We start from the raw sequence: 5,954 nt of genomic DNA on the forward strand, positions 1-5,954 counted from the left end.
CCGACCAACGCTGATCGCCCAACGCCTCTGCCAAGGTTGTACTGCCCTCCACATCAGTGAAAAGTACCGAAGCCAAACCTTCGGTTTGGATCAGCTCGGGTCCATCTTCGCGCGCAGCATCAACCAGTTTTTGGATGGCCAGCTGCTCTTTACCCACGAGTTCAATATTTGGAGTTGGCACTGAAGCGTGGCGATTGATGATCTTCCAGGCTGCTCCCTCCAGGACAAAAATCAGAACGGTGCGGTAGAAGACGGCTTCATCAAAGCCGACAAACTGAATCTTGTGGACGAAGGACGACCATCCCGTTTCTCCGTTTTCGAAGGCCTCAGCTTCAACTTCTTCGAAAACGACGGGAGCCGGGATCTCCGCAAAAAAGCCGCTAACCCCATCACGAACTGCTTGCCCGCTCCAGAACTCACCTTCGCCTGTCCCAACGAACCTTAGTTCATCTGATTTCGAGAGATAGTTCCGTAATTCGTCAGTATTCTTCTTGGTTCTGAGTATTTCATACCAACGCCTCGAAACTGCCAGCAGTTCAGGTGAGGAACGTATCATCAAAAATGACTCGAGACGCTAAATGGAATGAGATTTACAAGGTCTTGCAATCGGGATCTCCATTTTTCGAAAGATACAGGTCAATGCTGCCGCTGAGGTTTGGCCAGATCAAGACTTTTGTATTTTTCCAGAACAGAGCGCATCGGACGCAGATCAAAAGACGCGCGTCGGTTCAGAGCAAACTATCGACGGAGTTTCTGAGTTCGCGTCCGGATCACAGGGGATCGAATCGTTTCGCTATCTAAGAGCTACTCGACACTGTGGTTGGAACGCAAAATAAGTGACTTCATTCTTTTGGGCACACGCTAAGCTAGAAGGTTCCCAGAACTACGCGGTGAATTTCGAAGTGCAGCAAGCGCCGTCTTGACATGGTCATACGAACTGGGTCAGCTTCGTTTCATGACGAACACACGCATCCACTGCCATCGAATATCGGCCTGAGGTCGATAACCCACGCGAAATCCGCGGGAGGCAGCATTGGTATGCGGGCGAGGCTTATATCCTTGTAATTGCTCCAGATTAGAGTGCACGAGTCGGTTCGATTCCGACGCCTCCTACCATCCTCAGGAGGAGTCCAACATGGCGGACGACGTCACGAACGCAATTGATTTCAACGACATCAAGCAATCGGTCGAGGAGAGCCTCGGACGTACACCCGAAGGCTGGTCCGGCTTGGTCACGGCGCTCTTCACAGAGGTTAAGGAATACTGCAATCTGAAGGGTGCCACCTACCCCTTTGTCCTTCAGATCAAAGAGAAACTCGGCGAGCTCCGCATCTACCACCGGTGTGATAATCGACACATCCAATCGATGATCACCGCCACGATTGAACGAGCAAATCGCAGCTGTAAACGATGCTCAAACGCTGCCGAGACCCAGCTGTTGGACGGCTGGTACACGACCTTGTGTTGTTGGTGCGCGCATGATGTCGCGAGCAAGCGCTACCCTGAAAGGAAGAGGTTCTTTGGCGTTCGGAAAAACCCCGTTCGGGACAGGTTGACCTGCTCAGTTTGTGGCTACTATGGCCAAATCGACCGATCTGATGATCGCGGACGTTGTCCTGCGTGCGTGGCGAAAGGCTGGTGAACGATGCTTAAAATCGTTGTCTACGTGAATGAGAACGAAGTCGCCCGGGCCCATGCCGGGAATGTCAGCGACGATCTTGACGGACTCTGCGACTACGAAGTGCGCGTGAACGAACGACAGTCCGAGCAGCTCGGTATCGAAGAGAAAGCAGTACGCTTCGAGATCTCGCAGCATGATCGCACGCAGACCGTGTGGGCACTGGTTGAGAAGATCGCCTCAATGTGGCTGGAGAAGACAAGTGCTCGAGAACCCCGCGCTGACACTGACAAGGTGACGAAGGCGTTCCTGACGCTGAAGAAGGCCGAGTTTCTCGCCGGGCGAGCACCGCTGTCTGTTCCGATCACCGGCGCAGAGGAGTTTGATGCTCTCATTGCGGACGTCGAGATTGACTCACTGACCAGGGCGCTTTTGGCACTGCAAGCAGCGGAGATCGCATTGGGCCATGCAAAACTGTCTGATCCGGTCAGTGCAGACGAAATCAGAGCGCGCAAGGTGAATGAGAGTGACAACGAATTGCTGTCGCAGATCCGGGCGAGCATTCGCGAGTTGGATGATCGCATCACTGACGAAGAGAACGATAATGACGAGGACAATTGAGCCGGTTTTCTCGAATACTGAAGATCCAAGGTTCCTGATGCTGTCGCTCGCTGTCCACGACAGTGAAAGCAGTGTTGTGATCCCAATCTCGCCTGCCGATTTCGAAGGTATCGAAGATCTCACTTTTGAAGAGATCATGCGCGCTGTTGATGAAAAATCTGGCGCGCTGAGGGATGTGTGATGAAACAGGTCGTCGACTGGAATGACATCCATACAAGCGTGCTGAAAGCCCTTGGAGAGCATCGTGTGGGCTGGGCTGACCAGCTCGCACTGGCACTTGAGGATGTAAAACGTAGCGTTGAGCAACGTCCTGATATTTTTGGGAGAAAACTACCGGTTGTCGTGCAGATCAAGCAAAAGTTGGGTGGATTGCGCGTTTACACACGAGAATGCAATCGAAATATCTTCGACGAGCTGGAGACACGTGTCGAGGAGATCGAGAAGACATGCGAATCCTGTGGAAACGCCGCGCAGGTGCAGAACATCAGGGGCCATCTGACGACGCTTTGCTGCTGGTGCTACAACGCCTACCTTGAATATAGATTTGAAGACGCTGAGGCAAAATGGCCGACAGATCTTGAGCTAAACATTGCAGATCGCTTTCCAGACTTGGTGAGCGCTGATACGGCATCACTGTGGCCAAGTATTGGGCCGGGTCGGCTCGTCCTGCTGGGGAGGTTTCTTGCGGAGGCTGAGCATTTGGTTCGGGAGACCTTTGAGACGCCGATTCAAGTGCAGATCTCGGATGTGACGACGGGCTCAGACGGTTCAATCCAGATCGACTTCCGTCGATACGATCAATGCTTGGATCTCCCGCTCAAGCGCCTCGTAATGGACAGCAAGCGCACATGTGCAAGATGTGGCCATGTGGGGGATATCGTACGGAAGAGGAACAAGCCGACTGCCCTGTGCGCGCACTGTCAGGAGCAAGGCGATTGGAACCCTTTCGATGAGTGATGAGTTTTCAGATGAAGCGATCTCTGGTCGCCCATTGCACGATATTCCTTTGGATAACTTGATTGCAGAGATCCGAGCGCGCTTGAAAGAGGATTCAGATGCATGGCCGGCACTTCTGGCGACTGCGCAAGAACACATCGCGGAGATTGAGCCAGCTGATGGTGTAGCGGAGTGGCCCGACCGATGAATTATAGAGAACAAGTGGCCAGAATGAGTGAAAACGATAAAATCACTGAAGGATCTGGCAGCGTCTATAAGGATATTGGCCTACCGGAACCGGTTGTCAGTGTGCTGTTCTGCGACCTGAGGATCGTAGCCGTAAGAGGACAGTTCTACCCAGTTGAAATCGCGGTCTTGAGAGTGATCGATGACGAGCCATACACTTGGTCATCTCGCATCTACCCTGCCCTGAACTGGTCACATCAGGTTTTGGACGCATCTCCAATCAACCTTTCGACGGCTCCACCTGCCGTGGATGTTGCAAGCCAGGTTTCGGGCATCATCGACCAATGCCCGGCGGGTTGGATCTATTCAGATTCTTCTTCAACGTCAGGACTACTGGAGCGCTTGCTGGCAGAAGCAGAGGTTGAATACGTTCAAAAAGTCGATGTGCTGCGTGCGGACCAGATCATGCAGGATGATGCATCTCGTCGAACGATGAAACAGCTGCTGAATTCACACAAGCGAACCACTGACGATCCGCTAGATGAGGTGGAGCGGTTGTGGACATGCTACCAAGCAGCGAAGGCCTCACAGGAAGGAGATGAGCGATGATTTTGGCGAAAGATGCCTGACGTAGATAATCAGCCCTAGGCAAACATTCGCAACTGGACTTTACAAATCCGAATAAGCGGACGGAGCTGACATTCGAGATCACCGAGTCTACCATAGCGGCATAAGTTAGGGAGGCTTCAACATGACTGATCCCAATGAAGTCGCGCACCATTACCACTCCGGTCACTTGCTAAAGCGAATTTCTGATGGTTGCGCAGCACTAGACTTGACCCCACCGATTTCTCGCGACGCTTTGGCGCCGGTTGACGAGTTTCACATTGGTGGACGCCTTGCGACCGAACCTTTTGTGCAGGCTTTAGACCTTTCGCCCCAAAGTCGGGTTGTCGATTTTGGATGTGGCCTCGGTGGTCCTGCCCGCTATGTCGCAGCGGCCACTGGTGCTCATGTGACCGGCATCGATTTAACTGCCGAGTTTGTGGAAACAGGACGCGCCCTTACAGAATGGACGGGCATGTCGGATCGGGTTCAACTCATCGAAGGCAGCGTGCTTGATCTGCCGTTGGAATCTGACTCGATGGACGCTGCTTACATGATCCACGTCGGCATGAACATTGCGGACAAAGTTGGCATCGCGCAGGAGGCAATGCGTGTGCTTAAACCAGGGGGTATTTTTGCGATTTACGATGTGATGCAAGTCGGCGAGGGCAATATGGATTATCCAGCGCCTTGGGCTTCGACTTCGGATCAGAGTGCGCTTGCACCACCAGAGACATATGAGGCGGCTTTGAAGTCCGTTGGTTTCGAATTGACCGATAGGATCGACCGCACCGTGTTTGCCAAACAATTCTTTGAAGATTTGGCGGCTGCGCAAAGCCGTGCGGATGGTCCTCCACATCTTGGCCTGCATCTGATCATGGGCGACGACACAGCGCTAAAGGTCCAAAACATGGTGCGAAACATAGAAGGCGGATTGATAGCCCCGATTGAGATCCACGCCCGTCTGCCCATCTAACTTTGCGTCCGCACTGGGCTCGAATTAATCATTCTCTGCGGTGTGCGGATGGACCGATGGCAGCCCGAAGCAGACATTCACAGTCACGCTTTTCAGTTTTGCACTAAGCCATTCACTAGGACATGCGCGACGTTCAGAAAATCATGTTGTCTTTTCCAAGCAGCGTAATTTGCGCTACCAATAGACATGAATGGAGACCGCAGACTTTCCGCAGTACTCTCGGCCGATGTAGTAAACTACTCAGGCCAGATTAAGGCAGATGAAAATAGGACTCTCAGCGAACTTCGTGTTCTACGTCGAGAGTTATTTGATCCTTTGGTTAGCGATCATCGAGGTAATGTCGTTAAGAGGATGGGTGATGGATGGATAGTCGAGTTTAACTCGGTATCTGATGCAGTACGATGCGCCCTTGATCTTCAAAGCCAGGTGTCAACTCAGTCCTCATTGAAACTACGAGTGGGTGTGCATCTTGGAGATGTCGTATTCGACGAAGATGACATTTTCGGCGATGGCATCAATCTATCTGCACGTCTACAAGAGGCTTCCAACGAAGGGGCTGTGTTAATTTCAGATGTCGTCCATCGCAGCCTTGACGAGCGCCTCGCTGAGCAATTTTATCGCGCTGGAGAGCGACAGTTTAAGAACGCGCCGTCACCAATAGAAGTTTTCCAATGGTCGCCGCCAGGTTCTGCCCCACCGCGAGTAACTCCGGCTAGCCATACAAAGTCTCTGCTAATCGGCGTCTTACCTTTCGATAATCTCTCTTCTGACCCCGATCATGAGTTTTTTGCAGATGGAATTACCGAAGAGATCATCACCACTTTATCAAAACTCCCGAATTTACTGGTCGTCGCGCGTAACTCTACATTCGTCTACAAAGGTCGCTCCGTTGACGTGAAACAGGTCGGTCTGGAGCAGGGTGTCGATCTTGTTCTTGAGGGAAGTGTCCGTCAAAGCGGTAACCGGGTGAGGATCACAGCACAGCTAATCGATGCAAAGTCCGGCATGCAT

At 52.3% G+C, this 5,954-nt stretch carries 9 protein-coding genes and 1 tRNA gene; 9 read left to right on the forward strand and 1 reads right to left on the reverse strand.

Annotated elements, in window-relative coordinates; all coding sequences use genetic code 11:
- Positions 1–556 (reverse strand): nuclear transport factor 2 family protein (locus ACR0LH_RS21460; RefSeq protein WP_480722404.1); only part of this gene is annotated, 556 nt, incomplete at its 3' end.
- Between the two features lie 466 nt (positions 557–1,022).
- Between ACR0LH_RS21460 and ACR0LH_RS21465 the strand changes: the two genes are divergently transcribed.
- The 9 genes from ACR0LH_RS21465 to ACR0LH_RS21505 form a co-directional block, all read left to right on the forward strand.
- Positions 1,023–1,116, forward strand: a tRNA-OTHER gene (locus ACR0LH_RS21465).
- 19 nt (positions 1,117–1,135) lie between these two features.
- Entirely contained in the window at positions 1,136–1,642 is a 507-nt protein-coding gene (locus tag ACR0LH_RS21470; RefSeq protein WP_480722405.1) for a hypothetical protein, read from the forward strand.
- A 3-nt stretch (positions 1,643–1,645) separates the two neighbouring features.
- Positions 1,646–2,239, forward strand: a complete 594-nt coding sequence (locus ACR0LH_RS21475; RefSeq protein WP_480722406.1) for a hypothetical protein — start codon at positions 1,646–1,648, stop codon at positions 2,237–2,239.
- The gene (locus tag ACR0LH_RS21480) at positions 2,223–2,420 is read left to right on the forward strand and encodes a hypothetical protein (protein WP_480722407.1); all 198 of its coding nucleotides are present in this window, start codon (positions 2,223–2,225) and stop codon (positions 2,418–2,420) included. Before ACR0LH_RS21475 ends, ACR0LH_RS21480 begins: the two co-directional genes overlap by 17 nt.
- The gene (locus ACR0LH_RS21485) at positions 2,420–3,196 is read left to right on the forward strand and encodes a hypothetical protein (RefSeq protein WP_480722408.1); all 777 of its coding nucleotides are present in this window, start codon (positions 2,420–2,422) and stop codon (positions 3,194–3,196) included. Before ACR0LH_RS21480 ends, ACR0LH_RS21485 begins: the two co-directional genes overlap by 1 nt.
- Positions 3,189–3,383 (forward strand): hypothetical protein, encoded by a 195-nt coding sequence (locus ACR0LH_RS21490; protein WP_480722409.1) that lies wholly within the window; start codon positions 3,189–3,191, stop codon positions 3,381–3,383. Before ACR0LH_RS21485 ends, ACR0LH_RS21490 begins: the two co-directional genes overlap by 8 nt.
- Before the next feature lie 23 nt (positions 3,384–3,406).
- Complete coding sequence (locus tag ACR0LH_RS21495) at positions 3,407–3,970, forward strand: hypothetical protein (protein ID WP_480722410.1); 564 nt, start codon at positions 3,407–3,409, stop codon at positions 3,968–3,970.
- Between the two features lie 142 nt (positions 3,971–4,112).
- Positions 4,113–4,943: a class I SAM-dependent methyltransferase gene (locus tag ACR0LH_RS21500; protein WP_480722411.1), complete on the forward strand. Its 831-nt coding sequence runs from the start codon at positions 4,113–4,115 to the stop codon at positions 4,941–4,943.
- A 186-nt stretch (positions 4,944–5,129) separates the two neighbouring features.
- The coding region (locus ACR0LH_RS21505; RefSeq protein WP_480722412.1) for an adenylate/guanylate cyclase domain-containing protein at positions 5,130–5,954 on the forward strand (825 nt) is incomplete at its 3' end.

It is taken from the genome of Ruegeria sp. CL6 (genome assembly GCF_056536465.1).

Coding starts and splice junctions, on each gene's coding strand:
- ACR0LH_RS21475 (WP_480722406.1), top strand. CDS start 1,646: ATGCTTAAAATCGTTGTCTACGTGAATGAGAACGAAGTCGCCCGGGCC.
- ACR0LH_RS21485 (WP_480722408.1), top strand. CDS start 2,420: ATGAAACAGGTCGTCGACTGGAATGACATCCATACAAGCGTGCTGAAA.
- ACR0LH_RS21480 (WP_480722407.1), top strand. CDS start 2,223: ATGACGAGGACAATTGAGCCGGTTTTCTCGAATACTGAAGATCCAAGG.
- ACR0LH_RS21470 (WP_480722405.1), top strand. CDS start 1,136: ATGGCGGACGACGTCACGAACGCAATTGATTTCAACGACATCAAGCAA.
- ACR0LH_RS21500 (WP_480722411.1), top strand. CDS start 4,113: ATGACTGATCCCAATGAAGTCGCGCACCATTACCACTCCGGTCACTTG.
- ACR0LH_RS21495 (WP_480722410.1), top strand. CDS start 3,407: ATGAGTGAAAACGATAAAATCACTGAAGGATCTGGCAGCGTCTATAAG.
- ACR0LH_RS21490 (WP_480722409.1), top strand. CDS start 3,189: ATGAGTGATGAGTTTTCAGATGAAGCGATCTCTGGTCGCCCATTGCAC.